Origin of the sequence: Shewanella sp. SR43-8 (genome assembly GCF_014163775.1) — a bacterium.
Taxonomy (GTDB): domain Bacteria; phylum Pseudomonadota; class Gammaproteobacteria; order Enterobacterales; family Shewanellaceae; genus Shewanella; species Shewanella vesiculosa.
In genome coordinates, this window is the sequence record NZ_JACJDX010000006.1 from 224119 (window position 1) to 246556 (window position 22438).

Consider the following 22438-nt stretch of genomic DNA (forward strand, 5'->3'; position numbering starts at 1 on the left):
ACGTTGGTCGTTTATGGACAACGACCAACGCAGGTTTACTTAGAATTTAAAAGTATATCGGACATTCCAACGACGGCCGAGCCAATCATGAATTGAACTGGCGTAACCGTTAGTCGGTGACGATGCATAGGGTGGTTGTTCATCGGTGAGATTACGAACCGAAAACAACAGTGCGTGCTGTGGCGAGAAATCATATCCCAAGCTGGCACTAAAGGTTAACCAATCATCCACGGTTTCGTTATCAAATTTAAAGTCACCATCACCAAGTGAACTAATATAGTGGCTCGACACACTGGCATTCCAATCATCTAGCTGCCAATCTGCACCAAAATCAAGTACGCTTTCTGGTCTGGCTATTTCAGATGCACCACTGAGTTTACCCAGTAAATCTTCAACAGGAGTTGTCGGAGACACTTGTCGTTCAAATGAGAAAGTTTCAGTACCCGTGAAATAGAATGAAAAATCACCCATATTGCTCGTTTGAAGACGATAGTTAATTTTATAATCTATGCCATCGGTACTTTGGTTACCAACGTTAAAGTAACCAGTGCGTAAAAAGCTAATGTCGCCTTGAGCATCGACAACACAACCAAAATTATCACCTAAGTCACCGATATTGTTCACCACATTAGCTGGGTTTTTCATACACGAATCTAAGGTAGTATTGGCATCAATATCAACAATGTCATCGTGTTCATAGCGCCAATAATCAAGAGTGAATTGTAAATCATCTGTGGTATTCCAGGACAATCCTACATTCATCGCCTGGGATTTTTCAGCCTGCAGATTTTTATTGCCTATGGTTTCTTGATCAAATTCTAACTCGCCGTAATCAGCCCCCGCAACACCACAAAGTGCATTATATGGCTCGCCTGCACCACAATTAATATATTGGCTACCCAAAGATGTTCCCGCACCTAACTGCGATAGAGATGGTGCCCGAAAACCTGTACTCCATGAAGCGCGCAAGACAAGGTCATCAAAAGGATTGTATCTCAGTGACACTTTAGGATTAATATCGCCGCCAAAATCACTGTAATGGTCATAACGCAAAGCCGCGATGACATCCAGAGAATCGAAAATCGGGAAGTTAAATTCACCGTATGCTGCATATTGTGTTCTGTCTGCTGCAGCATCACTGGCTCCAAGACCAATAATGTTGTTATTAACCGCATTGAGTGACGGTGTGTCTGAGATATCTTCTTTTCTAAATTCGCCACCAAAAACAGAGCTTATTACGCCCGCGGGTAATTCGAATAAATCGCCTGAAAAGTTAAAGTCGACTGATAACACCTCTGACTCACCTTTGCGCACGCCAGGATCCCTTAATGCAGCAATTTGTTGTTGTGTATTATCAAGCCCAAGATTAAACGGATTAAAACTGCCATTTGCGATTGCTGCATCGAGTAAGTCGCCATTCATATAACCAGAAGTATTGCTAATCTCGTTAATCGACTTTCCGTAACTCAACGCCGTTTCCCAGCTCCAATCGTCCCATTCTCCGCGAAGACCAGATAACACACGATAACTTTGAGTATCATATTGCTGAATTCGACGTTCAGGGAAGCGGGTTCTTACGGTAATAGAATCACTTACTGTGCCATCAAGTAAGTCTATATCGCGCAGATACTGTGGAACATTGGTGGAATTACCATCGATATAAGTAGTATAGCCAGCGGGGGCTTCGTAAGATGATCCGGTATTTTTCTGGTACATTGCTTCGGCAAACAATGTCATCCCATTATCTAATCGATAAAGGTGATTTAACGTGGTGCCTATATTCTCATAATCTGGTTGAATTGCTCGTTGGATAACATAGTCATAATTACATCGACTACCATCTTGTTGAGTATCGTCACCACACCATGATTCAGCATAATCATTACCATCTATCGACACTCGTGTACTTGATTCATAGGTAACATTAACCGCTCTGTCGCTATTAAATATGGCATTACGAGTAGCATAATCTACCACAACTGTGGTGTTGCTATTGGTTGTTTCAAAGCCTCCAGCATAGGTAAGGTTGGTGCGACTTGCATCGTGGCTTGATGTGTCGTCTCCATACTGAGCGCTAAATTCATGACCGACAAAATCTTTACGTAAGATAAAGTTAATCACCCCAGCTATAGCGTCAGATCCGTAAATGGATGATGCGCCATCTGTTAGCACATCAATACGCTCAATGGCAGACAGTGGAATGGCATTAACATTCACAAATGAATCAGAACCATTGGAGAACGAATCAACCGCAACACGGCGGCCATTAATTAATACTAGGGTAGAACTTGATCCAAGACCGCGTAAGCTGACACCAGACGAGCCTGCAGGGGCACCATCTGCACCGGCAACGCCACCGGTTTCTGAAAAGGTCCCAGCGCTGGAGGCTTGTGGTAAATCTCGGAGAAATTCGCTGACCGATCCATAGCCCTTTTTAGTGATGTCATCGTGAGTAAAGCTTTGTAATGGATTAGCGCCTTCCATATCAACGCCTTTTAACCTTGATCCGGTAACACTGACCCGTTCTACTTTATTGACCTCTGTTTGAGTGTCATTTAATTCATTGCTAACAGCACTTGCAACAGGTGATAACGCTACGCCAAATGCAGCGCATAATAATACTGAACTTCTCATGATAAGCTCCCGAGATATCTCTTATTGTATTTTTTTAGATGCAGACAAACTGCGCGTGAGTCAATACGCGTGGCATGTAAGAATATGCAGATGCACTACATCAATTAAGTTTTGAGAGGGGAGTAATGACAGCAAGACAAGACTCCACCGAACACTATTGTATTCAGTGGTTTATTCGTCCCACCATTCAGACAAATACCATGTGCGGTAATGGTATCTTTGGAAAATTGTTGCAATTAGAATCATGTTATAAACTATGAGCTATTGTTGTTGACCTGTTAAGAGGCTATCCGTAAGATAGGTGCTGAGTCAATACATGGCAGAAACTTTTTTTGAGTACTACCATGAAAATTTCGATTAAACCTAATTTCAATGCCTTATCTTGTCTATTATTTAGCTTGTTAATCAGTACTTTGTTGCTGTCGTTATACAGTTCAATGGCGCTGGCTAGTACTGCTGTCAATACCGATGCTACTCCGCCGGTTCAAACTTTCGATTTAATGATGGTTGGCGGTGGGTTGGTCACTTGCAGTTCTTTATCTAGACAAAACTGTGTGCTTGGCAGTCAATTTACTGCTGATGCAAAACAAACCTCTGTTTATCGATTAACGCAGTCTGCACTCGAGCGAGCCTTTAAACATCCGAGTTTATCTGGGTTAACAGCACCTCAAAAAGCTATATTGCTCCATGCCAGTCAGCAGCAGGGTAATGCGGGTTCTAGTTTGAGCTATCAAGCATTTTATGATGCCATCTCTGCTGTTGAAAAAGATTTTTTAACGGATTTAAACGATCAAGTTTATTATGCTTTATTGGATTTACTTGAAGACGAACAAGCCATTACCTCGGGTATCAATCGCCAAGAACATGTGATGCTGAGTGCGACCCAGAACCAATATGGCGCGCAGATATTCTCTTTGTTTACTCAGCAAGCATTGTTAAAAAAACAACAACGGCAGCCGCAAGCTAAGCGGCCATTAATCGCCGTAGTTACCGCATCTGCAAGAGATCCTTTTGAATCAATTGATTTCTATACTCAAGTTTTTGAGCAAGCCGGTGCGGATGTTATCTGGCTGCCTTTAGATAGCGCATTGCAAGCCGCTATAGCACAACAACAATGTGATCAGTTACCTGTATTGCGCGAAAAAATTCAAGGTAATGTCGATCGCGCGCGATTGTATCCGGTTGCTACCGCATTACAACAATCCATGTGTGTATCTCCAGATTCTCTTTACCAGCAACTGCTTAATATTGACGGGTTATTTCTTAATGGTGGTGATCAACGTTTAACATTATCAGCTTGGTTAACACCACAGAAAAAGCCAAGTAAAGCGCTTGATATTATTAAAAAAAGATTACAACAACATCAAATTGTGATTGGTGGCACGAGTGCAGGAACGGCAGTCATGACAGCTCAATATATGGTCACAGGCGGCACAAGTCATGGTGCATTAACCTATGGCGTGTTGGCTGCCGAGGCGCCAAGTGAGCGATGTGAGGAGAGTCATTGTCAGTCAGACATTCCGGCTACTGCGGTTACATATTCCACCACGGGAGGATTAGGTTTTTTTCCATTTGGAGTCACTGATACCCATTTCTCACAGCGTGAGCGGCAAGTGAGATTATTCATGCTAAGTGCCTTGTCTGAAAATAAATTAGGCTTTGGAGTCGATGAAAATACCGCACTGTTAGTTGATCTTCGCAATCACAAAGTATCTGTTGTTGGCGAGCATGGTGTTTGGGTAGTGGAACAATCTCATGTAACTCAAACACCACTATCTTACTCAGGAGTCATGCATTACTTAACCGCGGGCGATAACGCAAAAGTAGATGTAGTCACGCAATCGTTAAACCATATTCAATTATTAAGCGCTGATAAGACGATCAATAAGCAAGTCGATGTTAAGCGAGAGTTTAATGCTTGGGTTGATAAAGCCTGTGTAGATGGCCAAAATGATATTGATCTTGGCCAAGCTAAATTGATTATTAAACCCCAATCACAACAAGAATGTGACCAAATTAAGCGTAACGGTCAACATTATCAAAATATAAATATACAGCTCAATTTAGTTAATCATTAATCTGTTTTTATGCCCTTTATTTAAGCCATATTTTGGACTTAATTGGGTTATGTTATCGAGACTGATAACTAAATTTCTACATATAATCTATCAAGGTTTTTATCCCCCTTAAAGGTTAGCTAACCTCATCTGTTGATGTGAATCCCTAGCAGTATTGTGTTGGGGATTTTTTTAGACAAAATTCTGATTTTATTGGCTGATATTTAAGTTAATCCATTTTTAATGCTGCTATCAAAGCGAAATTGCGACAATGAATCACGTTGTTTTAACTTACTGATCAATAAGCTTTCATCCCCATTGTCGCAGTAGAGGCCATATCAATTATTGGATCAAATCGATTCGTCATCACCGCATAAGACACTTGCTCTTGTAAACAAAAATAAGCACCGACTGCATTCAATTTTACAGCGCTATCTGCCTAGCGGTTAGCCAGTCAACACTAAGCCAAAATGCTTAACACAATAGTGACAAATAACGCCCATGAAGAAAGTGATACCGGTGAGTGAATCAGTAGCAATGATCCTAAGTTAAAACGTTGTCAATCTGCTCGGAATTTTTACATTAAATTCAATGATTTATGTCTTTTTTTAAAAACGCTAACGTTGACAGGGCGATCGCTTAGGGACTACTGTATAAAATATACCACGAAAGTGTGTGGTAAATATTTAACAGCGCAGGATCTATTCATGTGCTTTTTATGTAGCGTTAGTGCAAAAAAGCCGAACGGCGTAAAAAAGCGTCATGGAAATTGGTATGGAAAAAATAGAGATAAAAAACCTTTATAAGGTTTTTGGTTCTGAGCCTCGCAAGGGGGTGAAATTACTTGAACAAGGGAAAAGCAAAGAAGAGATTTACGAACAAACAGGACTAACGGTTGCCGTACAAGGTGCCAGTTTTGTTGTCAATAAAGGTGAAATTTTTGTGGTTATGGGGCTATCCGGCTCAGGAAAATCAACCCTAGTAAGAATGTTAAACAGGCTCATTGAACCCACATCGGGAGAGGTGTTGGTTGATGGCCAAAATATCCTCAACATGAATAAGGATGAACTGGTCAAGTTTCGCAGAAGTAAAACCAGTATGGTGTTTCAATCCTTCGCGCTTATGCCCCATCAAACAGTGTTAGAGAATGCCGCGTTTGGCCTCGAACTCGATGGCATGGATAAAAAACAGCGTGAAGAACGAGCCCTAGATGCTTTAAAACAAGTCGGACTCGAAGGTTTGGAGAAGGCCTATCCCAATGAGTTAAGTGGCGGTATGCAGCAGCGAGTAGGATTAGCGCGAGGCTTAGCGGTTGATCCTGATATCTTGCTCATGGATGAGGCATTTTCGGCGCTTGATCCGCTTATCAAGACAGAGATGCAAGATGAACTGCTGAAACTGCAAGATCGTCATGAACGCACCATCATTTTTATCTCCCATGATTTAGACGAAGCATTACGCATTGGCGACCGAATTGCCATTATGCAGGGCGGCCGAGTGATTCAGGTGGGGACCCCAGAAGAGATTCTGCAAAATCCCGCAGATGATTATGTGCGCGCATTTTTCCGAGGTGTGGATCCAACTGGTGTTATCTCCGCTGGGGACATTGCCCGCGACAGTCAACCAACCGTTGTTTGGCATACAAAAGCCGGTAGCCCACGCGCCACCCTAGAAATGTTGAGTATTAAAGATCGCGAGTTTGCCTATGTACTTGACTCAGAACACCGCTTTTTAGGTGTGGTCTCTTCAGACTCCCTGCGCGACGCTATTGACCAAGGAAATGGTGCCAGCAAACTTGAGCATGCTTTTCTAACAGATGCTAAATCAGTTCAAGAAACAGATAGTCTTCAGGATATCTTATCCCTGGTCGCCTCCCATTCTTGGCCTATTCCAGTTGTAAACTCAGAAAGTAGATATCGCGGCGTTGTTTCTAAAAATCTGTTTCTTCGTACCTTAAACCGTGCAGAGAAGGGGACTTATTTTGAGCAGTCAGCATCTTAGAATATTAGCTTCAGGAGTTTTAAATCATGTTCAGTTTTGATGAAAGAGTGATTCCTTTAGATGTTTGGATCACCAATTTAGTTAACTGGTTGGTTGAAGGCTATCGATGGTTTTTTCAACTGATCAAATGGCCCGTCGACTTTATTTTGTCTGGTGTATCAGATGGTCTACTGGCAACTTCACCTCTGCTTGTTATTGCCCTGTTTGGTGTCATTGCTTGGCGAGTGTCAGGTTTAAAACTGGCCATCTTTACGCTGTTATCATTGGTGCTCATCGGTCTACTCGGTTTCTGGTCTGAAACCATGATAACCCTTGCCATGGTCTTTTCATCCGTGGTGTTCTGCACCCTTGTTGGTGTGCCATTTGGGATATGGGCTGGACGCAGTGATCGCGTTAACAACATTCTACGACCCATTTTGGACGCGATGCAAACGACGCCAGCCTTTGTCTATTTGGTCCCCATTGTGATGCTTTTTTCTATTGGCAACACAGCGGGCGTTCTGGCGACCATCATTTTTGCCCTGCCACCCTTGGTGAGATTAACCAGTCTCGGTATTAGGCAGGTACACCCAGAGTTAGTCGAGGCTGCGCTCGCCTTTGGGGCAACAAGCTCGCAGGTTTTACTTAAAGTTCAGATACCACTTGCTTTACCGACCATCATGGCGGGCCTGAATCAGACCATCATGATGTCGCTCTCCATGGTGGTAATCGCCGCAATGATTGGCGCTGGTGGCCTTGGGGCACCTGTCGTTCTGGGCTTAAATACACTTGATATTGGTTTGGCCACGGTGGGCGGTCTAGCGATTGTTTTATTAGCAATCATTCTCGATAGGATCACCCAATCAATGGCAACCAAAAAAAATAAGGACGTAAAATGATACTTAAAAAAGTAATACTGGGTGCAGCGTTAGCTGCAATGACAGTGACGGGATCAGCAGCGCTTGCAGATACTCTCAAGCCAGGTGAAGGGATAACCGTTAAACCCGCTCGTGCGACATGGGACACAGGTTTTTTTCAGGAAGCACTTGTTCGCCGGGGTCTTGAAACGCTTGGGTATGATGTCGAAAAGCCTAAAACCCTGGTTAACCCCATTTTTTACAAAACCGTCACACTCGGTGATATTGATTACTGGACCAATGGTTGGTTTCCAATGCATAACGATCAGCTACCGAGCAATTTCGACGAGAAAGCCGAAAAGGTGGGCTATGTTATTAAAGCCGGTGGATTAGGCGGATATTTAGTCTCTAAAAAAGAAGCCGATAAATATAATATTACCTCTCTTGCAGATTTTAAACGCCCTGAAGTTAAGAAAGCATTCGATACTAATGGAGACGGTAAAGCGGATTTGACTGCATGTCCTCCTGGTTGGGGATGCGAGAAAATCATCACCCATCATATGGATGTTTACGGTCTAAAAGATTCGATTAATCCGGTGAAAGCAGCTTATGCAGCTGGGATGGCATCCGCTATGGCGGGTTATAAAAATGGTGGTCCGATATTTTTCTATACTTGGGCGCCTAACTGGACCATTTTTAAAATGAAGCCAGGTAAGGACGTAGTGTGGATAAACGTGCCTGAAATTAATCCGACTAAAGCTCAAAGTTCAGCTGTTGAACGAATGACCGTAAAGGGGCTTGAAGGCGCGGTTTCTGATCCGGTAAAACTGGGGTTTGTTGCTTCTGATATTCAGATTGTTGCCAACAAAAAATTCACTAAACAAAATCCTGCGGTAAGGAAGTTTTTTGAGGTATTTACACTGCCATTGGCTGACATCAATGAGCAGAATACTCGTATGAACGATGGCGAAAAGAGCAAGAAAGATATTCAACACCATGTAGATGGGTGGATTACTAACAACCAAGAAAAATGGAACGGTTGGCTTACTGAAGCACGAAACGCGGCTAAGTAGTCTCAAGCTTTAATAATATATGAGTAACCCGGCGTACGCTTGTTGTACTTCCGGGTTGTTTTTTATACTTATGATTAAACCGTTAAACCGTTAAACCGTTAAACCGATAGAACTTGCAAGATAGCCCGAGGAATATAGTTAAGTAGGTCACTGGCTAACATGCCATATTGACTTAAGTCCTCTGCAGCAATATCACCTGCTAAACCGTGTAAATAGACACCTAAACATGCGGCATCTATAGGGCTGACACCTTGAGCACAAAAACCAGCTATCATTCCGGTTAACACATCGCCTGTTCCGGCTTTGGCAAGCGCGCTGTTTCCTGTTGGGTTGATAAATACCTGCTCGCCATCACTAATCACAGTATGTTTGCCTTTAAGAACAACGACTGCGTTTAATTGCTTAGCGGCCATATTGGTATAGTGCACCCGTTTGGCTTGGATTTCGCTAACATCAAGATTCAATAATCGTGATAACTCTTTGGGGTGTGGCGTGATAATGCTGTGTTTTGGTAGGGTTATCGATGTGGTTGCGATATTACCTGGGTGAAGTAAGCGACTGATAAAATTCAGTGCGTCAGCATCGAATATGACCGGATTAGGATTAGCTTGTAACTGAGTTAAGAGCGCGTAAAAAAATTCACTATTACCATTAGGGACAGATAAGCCATCTGAATCGCTGTTGTGATGCTTTTTGTTACCCAGAGAGCTGTTGTCGAGAGAGCTGTTGTTGATAGAGTTGTTGTCAAGATAATTACGGCTACGGCTAAAGTTAACGCTGAGTTGGTCAGTACTTTGGCCAATACTTAATCCACTGCCTATTGAAATCACACTGGCTTGGTTAAGTTTATCGTCAAGTTGTAACACGGCCATTTTATCAATTGCTTGTACATCAATTGTCTGCCAACGAGCGGTCTGTATTTGTGTTGCTAATAAGTCAGTTTTTGGGGCGTTATTATCATATTTTGCTGTCATCTGAGTCAGCAGCGGTAGGGTAACAACATTTGGCGTTAATGCACTCACACTGTCACATACCGATGGGCTGCTGGCTAAGGTGACGTAACCCGCGCCAACCCGCAATGCCGATATACTCGACAGGTAAGCCGCACCGCGATAATGTATCGAACCTGCAATATTCAATACATGGCCAAAAGTCATTTTATGGCTGTTATCTGGCCGAGGCGGTAATAGCGCGTTGATATGGTCATGGGTGAGATTTTGCATAGTGGCCAGCGATTATGATCAATGTTTATATCATAACTTATCACAGCAACCACTAAGATAGATGCCTGCAACAAAAAATGACAATACTGAAGGTATTGTCATTTTATTTATGGTGATACTAAAACTGGATTTAATCGTGATGATATTTTTTAAGCAATGACATGCATATATATCTTTAACATAGTGGCTAAGTTTTTCGGTTAATTTCTTTGTTGGGATTAGCCTTCTTGCGCCAGGTATTCAATAATTTGTTCCATGTTCAGATTAAAATCATCAGCACGCACACACTTTACAATTAAGTCATCAGTGACGGTTGCCAAATCAATTTTTTTATCAGATGCAAAATGATCCGGTTTTAGATGATAAAAGGGTTTCACAAGAGGACGTATTGGATCTTGAGGATTATGGCCTTCAACGATAGCCAGCCTATTTGATTCAAGTTGTACCACAGAGCCAACAGGATAAACTCCCATACAGCGAATAAATTGGTCGACTAAATCTTTATCTAATTCATTGTTGTCTGCTAACGCACGTAAAATACTAAAGGCTTTTACCTGAGCATAGCCTTGTTTGTAGCAACGATGAGAAGTGAGCGCATCGAAAATATCACAAATGCTGATCATACGGCCATAAAGGGTAATTTTATCAGCCGTTACGCCGAACGGGTAACCCAAACCATTGAGTTTTTCATGGTGTAGGCTCGCCACTTCTAAGCTCAGCGCACTGATCCCAGGAGTATTTTTCATGATCTCAATAGAGTAACTGGCGTGAGTTTTCATAATATGAAACTCTTCTTCAGTCAGTCTATCGGGTTTGTTGAGAATGCGATCGGGGATCATGATTTTACCAACATCATGTAAAAAAGCCCCGATGGCCAGTTGATTAACAATCTCTTTGTCGATTTTCTTGTATACGGCAAACATCGTCATGAGTACTGACACGGACACTGAATGCTCAAGTAAATATTCATCTTTATTACGAATATTAATCACACATGATAAGGCATTGGGATTATTAAAAATTAAATCTGTTGATTCTGTGGTAATTTTTTCTACCGGATCCATGTCTAACGGAAGACCGTGCTGCGCATTATGAAACAGCTTTTTTTGAATGTCTTTTGACTCATTGAATACTTGGCGCGCTCGTACTATTTCTTGATTAAAGAAATTTGCTGTCACATCGGTGCGCGCAGGCGTGACTTTTCGAGGCGCTTGAGGCTTAGGCACATTGACCTTAAGATCAACTTTTTCGACAATAACTTCACTTTTACTGGTATCAATGAGCAGCTTAGTAACCGACTTTTGTTTTAATGCTTCGATAACACGCTTGCTTTTAATCACACCAGGCTTAGTTAATGAAAACATGTCTTTAGGTTCAGTGATTTCAACTACATACATTCCAACATCAACGTCAGTAATGTTATGTTCAATCAGCATATATCGGTTCCTTGGGTATTTATTTGCATCAAAGATAAATCAGTTACTCGGTATTTATTCATACAGCATTGCATAAGATAGTTCATTTAACATTGTAATATAAGCAAAAATGCTAACAACATCAGCCTGTAGCACAATCTTTAGCTCAATCTTTAGCATGATATTGTTCAAAAATGCTTGTGCAGTTAATCAACAATGTGGCCGGAGTACTATTTGGATATTATGCCTAATTAGCCGTGAGGTCCAATGGCTTTGAACAATCGTTATTTAATCGTGTTATTTTAGCCCGATTTATAGAGTTTATACCGTTAATACAACCCTTTAAATACAGGTGTGAATATTGGCTAATGGCAAATTAGTCTGAATTAACACACTGGTAATGTTCAACAATAGAGATTCTGGTCATTGAGAAAATAACGCTATGCTAAGAGTTAACAATCTTAGCTAAATATCATAAATGATTTGAGTCGCGTGAAACCTGTACGTTAACCCTTGGGCATACATCCATATATCGCATATTTTCGCTTATGCTTTAGCATAAACATTAGCCGATATTGTATATTTTATTAATATTAAGGCGTTAGTAATTGCCGTAATGAGTGCCTTAGCTGTTTAAATACTGGTTCGCTGCTATAGCGATGGTGCTGAATAACATCGACATTTGCTTGCCAACCAATTTCTTTAAATTCAGAGGGCAACAGTACTAATTGGCCATTATCTACATAGCTTTTGGCAATATGATTAGGCAGCAAGCACCAACCATGTCCCTGTAATGCCAGTTCAAGTAAAATATAATAATTGTCGGCATACCAAACATCTGGACTAATGGCTAACTGAAAGCTACTGGATTTGGTATTACGTGAGCGCATCAATAATTGGCGGTGCAGCTTTAAGCTGGCTAAGTTTTCACATACTTGTTGTGCTAGCGCATGGCTACTGGCGACATACATATCAAACTTAATTGAGCCAATGGATTCAAAATCAATTTGCGTTGGAATAACCAGTTCACTGAAAATAATTCCAGTGACGGCTCGGTCAGTGTCAATCATATCGATAATATCAATGCTTGAAGCGGTTAAAAATTCTAAGGTGACATTTGGGAAATTTGCTTCTAACTCATTAATAATATTCGACAGTTTTTGCAGTGGAATGCCTTCATCTAAGCCAATGGTTAACTCTGAAAGTGTTTGCTGTTCTAAGGTTTGGGCGCAATAGCGTAAGCGTTGATGCTGCGCTAATAAGACTTGGGCATGTGGCAACAGCTTTTTACCGGCCGAGGTTAACTGCGGATATCGTCCACTACGATCAAATAAGCTAGCGTTGCAGTCTATTTCGAGGTTTATCACATGCTGGCTGACCACCGACTGCGCTTTATGTAAGGATCTTGCAGCAGAAGAGAAAGACCCAGTTTCTACTGTCGCCACAAAGGCCTCAAGTTGCTCAATACTATACATATCGCTTTTCCCGATGCTATCCAACTATTATGTATCCCTATTCTGGATGACAATAGTTGAAAGGTCACGATATATTGAGTCTATTATGCAAGGTAAAGAAAGAGTGTTTCAGGCGATAACGTTTGAGCTGCTGGCAATGGCGCTTATTGTGCCGACAAGCGCGTTAATGATGAAGCAAGAGGCCAGCGATATGTTGGTTGTGAGTATTGGTTTGTCGTTATTTGCTATGTTATGGAATTACATTTATAACGTGTGGTTTGATAAAATAGTTGGTCCAAATAGGATTGAAAGAACGTTACTGATCAGGATTATGCATGCATTGTGTTTTGAAGGCGGCATGTTGTTGGTCACTATTCCATTAGTATCATGGTATCTGTCATTAAGCCTTATCGATACCCTGATATTAGAAGCTGGAGTGTTGATTTTTATTTTAATTTATACCGCGGTCTTTAATTGGCTTTATGATATATATCAACCGTATCAAAAATGGTTTGCTAATTTTGCTCAATAATTTGGTTTATTAAATTGGCTCAATAATCGTTAACTTATATTACTTGTATAAACTAATGATTACCTGTGTGGTCTATTTAATACCTAAGCGGAGTTTGTTTATATTACTGTCATGACTATTGTCATGATCACAGTGCCATCTTAGCCCGTCAATAATTATAAGCTGGAAGTGAATGTGAAACATGACTGCCTAGGTTGCACATCTTATTTACCCACATCCGTTCGCTGGGGTTATGGCTGGTCGTATCCTAGAGATTACGGCTCGTTAACTGTCGATGAGCTTAAGCAAGTTGAGCAACTGTAACAACCCTTATTAATATCACCATTCTAGTTCAACTCAAGAGGGGCAATATTTGGGGCTACCTAGCCAAGATGATACATTTGCATTTTTAAGCTTACACGCGAACATTATTTGTGTTTTCTTGAGAAAAAGTAAGCGATTTTTTTCTTCGTAACCACTCAGATGTCTCTGGTTTTTAATATCACTTATCGGCTAGTGTTAACATTTTAGACCGATTAACTTACGCTTTGCAGCTTATTACTTTCAGCTGGTTATTTCAGTTTTTTAATTGATGCTATGCCTTTTATAAACCCATCATCAACTCAGTCCGCTTAAATTCATCCACGGTCATGAGTGATGTTGTACCATCCATCACGCTATATTAGGCTTAAACGATATAGTTAACATGGCTACTTGCACCACAATATAATTTAAGAGTACAATTGTGCGCTGAAATTGAGCTAACACTTGTGCGCTAAAATGAATCTATTGACCCGACTTAACCAAGTCACCGCAAAAACCTTATTCCATACTGACTCTCTTGGCAGTTATTTCGAACCTATTATGCAGCGCATAAAGCCAGCTTGGCGCACCCATTGTTTTCGCGCCCAGGTGTTGGGGCATCAATTACTTCGTGCCGATGTTGTGCAACTAGACTTGTCTGCAGATAAAGCCTGGCCGCAAGCCATAGCAGGCCAGCACGTGTTATTGACGGTAGAAATTAATGGCCGTTTAATGACCCGACCTTTTTCAATCTCCTCTGCTCCCGACCAGTCCCATAGCCAATACCCTAAAAAGCGCGTGATTCGTTTAACCATTAAGACCCATGTTGACGGTGCTTTTACGGCAAAATTATTGGCGAATATTACCGCGGGTAGTTACGTCAATTTAAGTGCGCCACAAGGTGAGTTTGCAGTAAGTGACCGTATCCAACCATCAACACCATTATGGTTTGTGGCGGCTGGGAGTGGCATTACGCCATTTATGGCGATGCTAAACCAACTGGCGTTGCTACCACAACAACCACAAAATCCCATTAATTTGGTTTACTTTGCCAAGCCGGGTGAGCATTTGTATGTTGACGAACTCATGGCGTTACAGCAGCAGTTAAACCAATTAAAAGTGCAATTGCTTATTCGTAAAAATGGCGACAATTTAGCGGATGCTCTGAGTGACTGCACCGTGCAAAGCCAAGTGTTGGTATGTGGCCCAGGCCAGTTTAAGCAGGATGTTGATCGCCAATTAGATGCCATTAATCACCCGTTAAAGCAGCGGCAAGCGGAGTATTTTCAAGCTCCGGTTATGTCGCAAACACACAGCGGCGAGCAGCATATTCAGTTAACCCAGCGTGGTAAACAAACCCAGCTAACATTAGCAACCAACAACTCTTTACTCAATGGCTTAGAGCAACAGGGGATCAGTGCTAATTTTGGTTGCCGTATTGGTGTGTGCCATCAATGCCAGTGTATTAAAAAATCTGGTGTGGTGAGGAATATGCGTACCGGTGAGATATCACAGCAAGGTGAGCAATTAATTCAATTATGTATTTCTCAGGCGGTGACGCCACTTGAGTTGGAACTGTAAAGTGATGAATAAGAATATTAATTTTGATCTGTTAGCTAACGAGTTAGATGAGTTGAAACGTCAAACGTTAACCGAAGTTGGCACAGCCGATGCGGCCTATATTCGTAACGTCATTGTGTGGCAACGAGCTTTAGAGTGGGGCGGGCGTGTGTTATTGATGTTGGGGGTTATTCATCCACTCTGTTGGATTTTGGGTGTGTTGAGCTTAGCCAGTGCCAAAATTCTCGACAATATGGAAATCGGTCATAATGTGTTGCATGGACAATACGATTGGATGAACGATCCTCATATTAACTCGCGTCAGTTTGATTGGGACATAGCCTGTGACGGTAAAAGTTGGCAACGGATCCACAATTATGAGCATCACACTTATACCAATGTGATTGGTAAAGACCGAGATTTTGGTTATGGTTTGTTGCGTTTGTCGAATGACTTTTCCTGGCGGGTTAAAAACCTGTGGCAATTTCTCACTTACCTAAATTTAAGCATGCTATTTCAGTGGGGAGTTTCTTATCATGAACTCGCCGCAGAACGTGTTTTTATGGGCAAAAAGAAACAAGACCGTCCATCAAAAATTGATCCAAGCGAACTGAAACGACGTTTTTTTAGTAAAGGTGGTAAACAATTATTCAAAGATTATCTGCTATTTCCCTTGCTCGCGGGGCCGCTATTTTTGTGGGTGCTATGTGGTAACTTAATCGCCAATTTAATTCGTAATTTATGGACATCGACTATCATATTTTGTGGTCATTTTACCTCAGATGTTCATACCTTTAGCCAAGCTGAGTGTGAAAATGAAACTCAAGGTCAGTGGTATTATCGCCAGGCATTAGGTTCGTCGAATATTCTCGGCGGCAAATTATTTCATATATTCACTGGTCATTTGAGCTTTCAAATTGAACATCATTTGTTTCCCGATCTGCCATCGTCACGCTATCAGCAAGTGGCGCCAAAAGTGCAAGCTATCTTTGCCCGTCACGGTATTGCTTATCATACGGGACCTTTTTTACGTCAATATAGTCAAGTGGTTAAACGAATACTGCGTTATTCACTACCTTAAATGATCTTCAGGTTAACGGCTAAGCACTTCAACTGAAGTGCTTTTTTATCGGTAAAATAGTCATTGGCGTCATTGTTGTGAGCCGCTAATATAGGCTAATCGGTTTAGAGTGGATATGCGAAAATGATAGCGTCAGGCAAAGGTGTACGTGCGGTTGCGGTATTAGAAGCCAGTAAAGGAATGTTGGCTTTATTGGTTGCTATCGGCCTGCATGCATATGCTGGGCAAAACCTGTCGGCGCTGGCAACACAATGGATGACTCATCTGCACTTAAATCCTGCGAGTCACTATCCCGGTATTTTTATTTCGGCCGTTAGCGCAGTATCACCATCGAGTTTAACGTTAATGGCAATAGGTGCTGCAGCATATACCTTAATTCGTTTTATTGAAGCTTATGGTTTATGGCATAACTTACGCTGGACTCAATGGTTCGCGTTGGTCAGTGGCGCGATATATCTGCCTTTAGAGCTTTATGAAGTGGTTAATCACTTTAACTTAATGAGTGTGGTGGTGCTGATAATTAATCTACTGGTGGTGGGATATATGTATTTGGTGTTATTTCCTCGTCGCGTTTCAATATGAGCTGTATTTCAAATTTTTTATAAAGCGATTAAGTTGAACTATTAACATAAATTAATCGTTGAGAGTTGATCCTTTATATCATGATGTTAGTATAAATACATTAGTAACGTTAACGATGAGTTAGCCATAGCGCTATTCATCAACAGTAACTATATGGTGTGTAATATATTGTTAAGGCATCTGTTAAGATGTTATTGGTTTATTTTTAAATGAGACCTTTTAAAAAGAGACCTATGAGTTGAGTAATAGTGTTAATATATAGACTCTATTTATAGGTTTAACAAATAGGTTTGATACTATACACTGATGCAATATTATATTAGTTAAGTTGGTATATGCATTAAGGCCAATATATTGTTATTCGATTTTATGCTTATTTTATTAAGCGACTTATGAATAACGTGTATTCACCATTTATACAAATGCTGTAATGTTATGACTAATTAATTCTACTTTGAGAGGAATAAAATGACAGACATCGATATTGGTATAAAAAAAGACGACCGACTAAAAATTGCTGAAGGCTTAAAAAGTTTATTAGCAGATTCATATACACTTTATTTACAGACTCATAATTTTCACTGGAATGTAACAGGTGTACACTTTCGTGAGTTACACCTGATGTTTGAAGAGCAATATACTGAGCTTGCGGTGGCTGTTGATGATATTGCTGAACGCATTCGTACATTAGATGTAGCAGCACCGGGGACTTACAAAGAGTTTGCTCGTTTAAGTTCAATAAAAGAAGTTGAAGGTGTACCAAGTTCTGCAGATATGGTTGATTTATTAACCCAAGGCCATGAGCAAGTGGTTAAAACATCCCGACAAGTGCTTAAATTAGCTCAAGCGGCTGATGATGAATCAACCGCTGCATTAGTGTCAGACCGGATGCGCATACATGAAAAAACTGCATGGATGTTAAGGGCTACACGTAAGTAAGCTGCTGTATGAGATCAACCGCTTCTGGTTGGCGTTATATCGCTAATAAAGGCTAATAACTTGCAGTAAAATCAAACCGCTGTCTTTGCTACAGCGGTTTGTTGTTTTTGGCTTTCGGATACGAAATTTATCGATCTCAATAGCCAAAAACGATAATCTAGCGTTTTGATTTTTTGATGATGCTATTGTGACCGATAAAGCCCTTAATAAACTTGCTAAGCATTTATATGCTCAGCGTGGTATTCCTCATCCTGACTCAAACTATTTAGCCTTTGTGCCCCAAAGTATTGAACAGGCTATTGCTGTCCAACAATTGATGATAACTCAACATGACACTATTGCGGGTTGGAAATGCCTAGTTCCGCAAGCTAATGGTCAGTTAATTGTTGCGCCAATATTATCAACAGCAGTGAGCCAGACTATTGATTGCGGCATTATACCCAGTATTAAAGACGGGCAGCCAACCGCGCTGATAGAGCCTGAAATTGCGTTTATTTTAGGTCAGGACATTGAGCCTTATCGCCATTACAGTAATGATGACATTGACCAAGCTATTAGTGCTACACACATGGCTTTAGAATTGATTCAAAATCGTTTTAGTCGTGAGATACAACCCAGTTTTTATCAAAAACTTGCCGATGGCTTGAGCAATCAAGGTCTGTACATAGGTCCAAAAATAGACACTTCTATTGCTTATCAAGCCAGCCATATTGAGGTGGTGGTCAGTGACGGTGAACGCACCGCAAGATTACAGCAATTTTCTGGGGTACACCCTTGTGAATTACCCCAAAACCCTGTGTATTGGTTAATTAATTACTTAGCAAAATTGGGCATTAAGCTCAGCGCTGGTCAAGCCATTATCACGGGTTCATATTGCGGTGTTGTCAAAGTCCCCATGGCAACAGAAGTGAATATTGAATATATAGGTATCGGTCATTTTAATATCAAGTTTTATGACTTACTTGCCTAGTGGAGTTGCTGGCGGATTTAAAGCTGTCGTTAAATAATACGACATATTTTTGTTATCATTTGTTAAAAATTAAAAAAGCGCTCAAGGCGCTTTTTTAACTTTCTAATTGAATAAAGAATTCTTCTAGTTCTCTGTTTACTGTGTCTGTATCGCCGGTGGCTTTGAGATAAGATCGTAAACCAATAATGTGCACTTGTAGCTTTTTCGCCACTTGAGATTTATCTAATTTGCTTGGTAAATCACCATCATGCTGAGCTTTTTCTATGATACTGGCAAAGCGATGCTCAACTTGAGTCAGCAGATCTTTAGCTATGTTCAGTGTTTCTTGATGAGATTCATCGAGTTCAGCTAAAGTGCGCACAACCATGCATAATTCGCTTGGCACTTCTGCACAGCAAGGCACGATAATACTGCGTAAATATTGCTTAAATCCATTCCAGGCACTGTCACTTTGGGCTATTTTTTCATTTAAATCACCCGTGGAGGTTTGCACGTAATGAATCAACGTTTGGTGAAATAAATCGGCCTTACTACCGAATGCGGCATATATGCTGCCAGGCCGCATATCCATGGTAGTTTGAATTTCTCGGGTCGAAGTCGCCAAAAAACCTTTTTGCCAAAATAGATTTTTTGCTTTTTCAAGTACTTCTTCACGATTAAATTTGGAAATATTAGCCATTAGTGCCTCTTTTAGTTAGATCACTATTTTACGACAAGCCGGTAACCTAAGGCCAGCCTATTGTGCTAAATATTAATTATAAAGCGTAACAGTTATCTATTGTTAACCCTAAAATAGACATCATATAAGTGACTCAATACAGCCATTGATGCGTGTTATCATTTAGCGTTTTTATCGTTAGCATGGATCAAGTTAACGTTAAACAGCAGTAATTCATTTATAATAAATGACTTCAATATTATGTTTTGTCGTCATTATCTGCTCACTTATTTCAAAGGTGAGGTTAAACTTGCTTGCCAATAATCACGTCAGTGTGTTGTTGTGAATTAAATGGTCAATATTGGCATCACAATGGTGAAATAGTTTGATAAAGTGATCTGCTATTATGGCAACGTCAGAATAGTGGCAGCAGGGGATTGAGCTGAATATATCATCAACATTAGGATCGCAATAGTATGGCAAATGTGAACATGCCTTTTAACGCAAGTCAGCAACAATTGGCCTTACTACGACTGGTTAATTGGGGTTTAAAAATTGGGCTGATCTTGTTTGCCACAGACTTATTTGGGTTAACAACTCCTCCAATAGCTTTATCATACGTGTTAATTATTGAAGCTTGTTATGTTGGCTTTAGTTATCGTTTTCATCGACTGAGCATGAACAACAATGGTTTGTTGTTTTTAACCTTATTGTTAGACACTTTGTTTTGGGCAACCTGGTTATATTTTACCGGCGGGGCGACCAATGCTTTCGTATCATTACTGTTATTACCGATAGCTATTTCTGCCATTACCTTGCCTCGTTGGGCGCCTTGGTACTTAACCATAGTATCAACCGCATTTTATACCTTAATGATTGTCGATATTTCAGATGAAATGCGCGATCCCGCTATGGCCCATGACATGAGCCAAATGCCAATGACCCATACGATACAAGCCAATCAGGCTATGCCTGTAAGCCACAGTATGGATATGGGCTCGCACTATTTAGGCATGTGGTTTAATTTTGTGATTTCTGCATTGGTGTTAACGGTTACCGTAGGTTTTATCGCCAAACGGATACGCCAAAAAAATGCAGAGCTACGCTATTTACGCGAAGCCCAGTTACGCCAAGAAAAGATTTTGGCGTTAGGCACCGCATCAGCACAAATGGCTCATCAGCTGGCAACACCATTGGCAACATTACGCTTATTGGTTGATGAACTGTTCGAATCGGCCAATGATGCTGAACAAACAGAATTGATTAGTGAGATGCAACAAGCGCTTAATCGATGTGAAGTTACCTTAAGCGATTTACGCCTCGCCACAGAGTCGATACGCGAGCATAAATTAACCCACCAACCGGTTAATCAGTTAGCTGATATGTTGATTGACCAAGTGAATTTATTAATGCCAGAAACTCAATTAAACATCACCTTAACGCCACAAGTCGAGCAGGGGATCTTATATACCGACATGAGCTTATTACCGGCGTTAATGGCCCTGATCCAAAATGGCGCTCAGGCGAGTCAAGATAACCAGCACTCAGCCGTTGTTGATATCAATATCAGCCTGTCACAGCCACAAGAATTGAGCATCACTATTCGCGATTACGGTGTCGGCATTGCTACTCATTTGCTTCATACCTTAGGTAATAATATGGTAAAAAGCCCCAAAGGGATGGGCATCGCGGTATTATTAAGTCACACCAGTTTTGAGCGTTTAGGCGGTAAGTTATACCTTAAACCGCACCCAGACTGTGGCACCGAAGCCATAGTGACATTACCGCTTAGTGTACAAAAAGCGAGTTGAAGCTATTTTAACGAATAGAAGCGAATCGAAGTAAACAGAAGTTGAAATAAAGATAAGCTGGATTGAGATCACCATGAACAAGCTATTGATTATTGAAGATGATTTGGCCCTAGCTGCCATTTTAGCCCGCCGCCTCGGCAAGCATGGGTTTGAGTGTAAAACCTGCCATCACGCCAGTGATAGCTTATTAATGGCAAGGCAATTTGTGCCCACCCATATCGTGTTAGACATGAAATTAGCCGAACATAATGGCTTGTCGTTAATTAAACCCTTAAGACAACTTTTACCCCAGGTACACATGGTATTGCTCACTGGCTTTGCCAGCATCGCCACCGCCGTCGAAGCCATCCGCCTTGGAGCAGACAATTACCTCGCTAAACCCGTCGATACCCAAACGTTATTAAATGCATTATCCGTCTCGGCTGAAACCACAACCACTTATGATGATATTGAAGAACAGCCACTTAACCCCAAGCGCGTTGAATGGGAACACATTCAACAAGTGCTCGCCAACAACAATGGCAATGTATCAGAAACCGCACGACAATTGGGTATGCACCGCAGAACCTTACAGCGGAAGTTATTGAAAAAGCCTACGGCTGATAATCGGTAAGAAAGGTGGCTAAACCAAGTGTCATTCCGGTAATGCTTTTGAGCCGGAATCTAGCGTTGTTCTTTTATGTTTTGTGCTTTATGGCCTAAGGCCGCTATCGTCGTGGCGCTTCGCTTACACCAGAGCAAAAGGGTAAAGCGCATTCTTATTTATAAATCAGCCTTTGCAAACCCTCAGCGTTCCGGCAACATTTTCAAAAATCTACAAGGTCGCGACGGAAGGAGATCCCGCTTTTAATTTCGTTTGAATTCCGCTTTGGCCCATCTTGTCATAAAGAGTGAAAATGCTAACGATTGTTATGGTGAATGGATTCACGAATGTCGTGGTGGCATGTATGCCAAAGAACGACTTGTAACTCGAAAGCTAGTGGGGATCTGATAGGCAGGATGCCTTGGAATTCGTGAAAGGCTATGGTCAGCTCACTGACTCTTTTATAAAGAGTCTTCAATGGCCTCAAGTTCAGAGTTGAATTTACCCATTTACAGGTACTAACTCATTTTTGGACAGAATTTTTAGAGAAGCTAGTGTTTCAGTTTAATTTTATAAAAGTTTACTCTGATTCGATTGAGTTATTAATATCCCCACCCAGTTTCATTTGAATGTCTGCGAAAGCGCTTGATGCTTGGAATGAGCCAAAAACAAGCAAGCAATAAAATTATGACAGGCATTCAAAAATTAGAACCAATTGGTTACTTGTATGGTGTTGCCATGCTGACG

The 22438-nt window shown here is 41.1% G+C and carries 18 protein-coding genes; 13 read left to right on the forward strand and 5 right to left on the reverse strand.

Annotation, left to right across the window (positions count from 1 at the left end):
- Positions 1–39: 39 nt before the first annotated feature.
- Positions 40–2634 carry a TonB-dependent receptor gene (locus tag H5114_RS09740; protein WP_124015976.1) on the reverse strand — a complete coding sequence of 865 codons (2595 nt, stop codon included), beginning with the start codon at positions 2632–2634 and terminating at the stop codon, positions 40–42.
- Positions 2635–2978: 344 nt separating this feature from the next.
- Between H5114_RS09740 and H5114_RS09745 the strand changes: the two genes are divergently transcribed.
- The 4 genes from H5114_RS09745 to proX all read left to right on the forward strand — a co-directional run bounded on the left by H5114_RS09745 (position 2979) and on the right by proX (position 8601).
- A complete protein-coding gene (locus H5114_RS09745) occupies positions 2979–4712 on the forward strand; it encodes a cyanophycinase (protein ID WP_182722814.1) in 1734 nt (577 codons plus the stop codon).
- A 753-nt stretch (positions 4713–5465) separates the two neighbouring features.
- Positions 5466–6692: a glycine betaine/L-proline ABC transporter ATP-binding protein ProV gene (gene proV / locus H5114_RS09750; RefSeq protein ID WP_182722815.1), complete on the forward strand. Its 1227-nt coding sequence runs from the start codon at positions 5466–5468 to the stop codon at positions 6690–6692.
- 26 nt (positions 6693–6718) lie between these two features.
- Positions 6719–7570 carry a proline/glycine betaine ABC transporter permease gene (locus H5114_RS09755; protein ID WP_124015979.1) on the forward strand — a complete coding sequence of 284 codons (852 nt, stop codon included), beginning with the start codon at positions 6719–6721 and terminating at the stop codon, positions 7568–7570.
- Entirely contained in the window at positions 7567–8601 is a 1035-nt protein-coding gene (gene proX, locus H5114_RS09760; protein ID WP_124015980.1) for a glycine betaine/L-proline ABC transporter substrate-binding protein ProX, read from the forward strand. Before H5114_RS09755 ends, proX begins: the two co-directional genes overlap by 4 nt.
- Before the next feature lie 98 nt (positions 8602–8699).
- Here proX and H5114_RS09765 read toward each other — a convergent pair whose 3' ends face one another.
- The 3 genes from H5114_RS09765 to H5114_RS09775 form a co-directional block, all read right to left on the reverse strand.
- A complete protein-coding gene (locus tag H5114_RS09765) occupies positions 8700–9824 on the reverse strand; it encodes an NAD(P)H-hydrate dehydratase (protein ID WP_124015981.1) in 1125 nt (374 codons plus the stop codon).
- A gap of 218 nt (positions 9825–10042) precedes the next feature.
- Positions 10043–11260, reverse strand: a complete 1218-nt coding sequence (locus H5114_RS09770) for an HD-GYP domain-containing protein (RefSeq protein ID WP_124015982.1) — start codon at positions 11258–11260, stop codon at positions 10043–10045.
- Positions 11261–11832: 572 nt separating this feature from the next.
- Positions 11833–12714 carry a LysR family transcriptional regulator gene (locus H5114_RS09775; RefSeq protein WP_182722816.1) on the reverse strand — a complete coding sequence of 294 codons (882 nt, stop codon included), beginning with the start codon at positions 12712–12714 and terminating at the stop codon, positions 11833–11835.
- An 85-nt stretch (positions 12715–12799) separates the two neighbouring features.
- On the opposite strand from H5114_RS09775, the gene H5114_RS09780 reads away from it, so the two are divergent.
- The 7 genes from H5114_RS09780 to H5114_RS09805 all read left to right on the forward strand — a co-directional run bounded on the left by H5114_RS09780 (position 12800) and on the right by H5114_RS09805 (position 18639).
- Positions 12800–13225, forward strand: coding sequence for a PACE efflux transporter (locus tag H5114_RS09780; RefSeq protein ID WP_182722817.1), 426 nt, complete (start codon positions 12800–12802; stop codon positions 13223–13225).
- Positions 13226–13399: 174 nt separating this feature from the next.
- The gene (locus tag H5114_RS20475) at positions 13400–13528 is read left to right on the forward strand and encodes a hypothetical protein (protein WP_259395266.1); all 129 of its coding nucleotides are present in this window, start codon (positions 13400–13402) and stop codon (positions 13526–13528) included.
- Positions 13529–13984: 456 nt separating this feature from the next.
- On the forward strand, positions 13985–15088 hold the full coding sequence (locus tag H5114_RS09785; RefSeq protein WP_182722818.1) for a flavin reductase family protein: 1104 nt from the start codon (positions 13985–13987) through the stop codon (positions 15086–15088).
- 4 nt (positions 15089–15092) lie between these two features.
- Complete coding sequence (locus H5114_RS09790) at positions 15093–16148, forward strand: acyl-CoA desaturase (protein ID WP_182722819.1); 1056 nt, start codon at positions 15093–15095, stop codon at positions 16146–16148.
- A gap of 123 nt (positions 16149–16271) precedes the next feature.
- Positions 16272–16730, forward strand: a complete 459-nt coding sequence (locus tag H5114_RS09795; protein ID WP_182722820.1) for a DUF2127 domain-containing protein — start codon at positions 16272–16274, stop codon at positions 16728–16730.
- Between the two features lie 468 nt (positions 16731–17198).
- Complete coding sequence (locus H5114_RS09800; RefSeq protein WP_124015988.1) at positions 17199–17669, forward strand: Dps family protein; 471 nt, start codon at positions 17199–17201, stop codon at positions 17667–17669.
- 187 nt (positions 17670–17856) lie between these two features.
- Positions 17857–18639 carry a hypothetical protein gene (locus H5114_RS09805; protein ID WP_182722821.1) on the forward strand — a complete coding sequence of 261 codons (783 nt, stop codon included), beginning with the start codon at positions 17857–17859 and terminating at the stop codon, positions 18637–18639.
- A gap of 94 nt (positions 18640–18733) precedes the next feature.
- Here H5114_RS09805 and H5114_RS09810 read toward each other — a convergent pair whose 3' ends face one another.
- Entirely contained in the window at positions 18734–19318 is a 585-nt protein-coding gene (locus tag H5114_RS09810; protein ID WP_182697214.1) for a TetR/AcrR family transcriptional regulator, read from the reverse strand.
- Between the two features lie 455 nt (positions 19319–19773).
- Here H5114_RS09810 and H5114_RS09815 point away from each other — a divergent pair, with 455 nt between their 5' ends.
- The gene (locus H5114_RS09815; protein ID WP_182722822.1) at positions 19774–21108 is read left to right on the forward strand and encodes a sensor histidine kinase KdpD; all 1335 of its coding nucleotides are present in this window, start codon (positions 19774–19776) and stop codon (positions 21106–21108) included.
- A 73-nt stretch (positions 21109–21181) separates the two neighbouring features.
- Complete coding sequence (locus tag H5114_RS09820; protein WP_124015992.1) at positions 21182–21721, forward strand: response regulator transcription factor; 540 nt, start codon at positions 21182–21184, stop codon at positions 21719–21721.
- Positions 21722–22438 lie beyond the last annotated feature (717 nt).